1 pseudogene is annotated in these 862 nt (G+C 47.7%); it reads left to right on the forward strand.

What is annotated here, in order from left to right:
* Window positions 1-862: pseudogene (locus R7190_RS26390) on the forward strand (GGDEF domain-containing protein); the annotation flags it as partial.

Genomic DNA, 862 nt, shown 5'->3' on the forward strand with positions numbered 1-862 from the left:
TCGATCAATTAGAGAACCTCTTTTCCCCTCACGCGATCGCCATTTTTGAAGACCCTTTAACCAATCCTCGTTGTTCTGTGAGTTTTTCTCGCGGAGAGCTTTACCCTATTCAAAAGTACCCTGAGATTTTCTGGGATTGGGCCTGCCAATTTGATACATCCGAAAGCATTATTCCTCTGGCGATTAACACTTGTAACTGGAATCACACCCAAGATTTAGGTGGCGACAGCTACATAATGATGCTCGACAACACGCCAATAAAACGCACCTATTTACTTATCCAATCTGTCCAAGCTCGCACCGCACACAATATTTACGAAGAAAGCTACGACGCAATGCAGCTCGCGGCTGCGCGTTGGCAATGCATTCGAGCCGAGAAAAATGCATCACAAGAGATGCGACATCGAGACATCCGTGAAGCTCAATACGTCGATGAAATTAGCCAGCGCGAACGCTTTATCGAAAACATGAAGTTAGTTCAGCAAGTCGCACTCGAGATCTCCAACCCTGATTCCTTAAAAGATTTGTATTACAAAGCCGTCGAAGCCCTGCGTGAACGATTGGGCTTTGACCGCACCACACTGATGCTACTGGACATGAAAAAGCGCAGTTTCAGCGGTACATACGGCACAGATGAGTCTGGCGTTACGATCGATGAATTCCACACGCAATACGACCTACATCAACTGAGTGAGGAATACATCGCTGCGCTGTCGAGCCTTGAGAGTAATTTAGTGATCATCGAAGATGCGCCAATATACACGGCGGGCAAAGTGGTCGGGCAGGGATGGAACGCGATGTTAATCTTGCGCGACGGCAATGAGCCCTTCGGTTGGTTTGCGCTCGATAACTTCATTCATCG

Source organism: Vibrio sp. 1078-1, assembly GCF_033340475.1.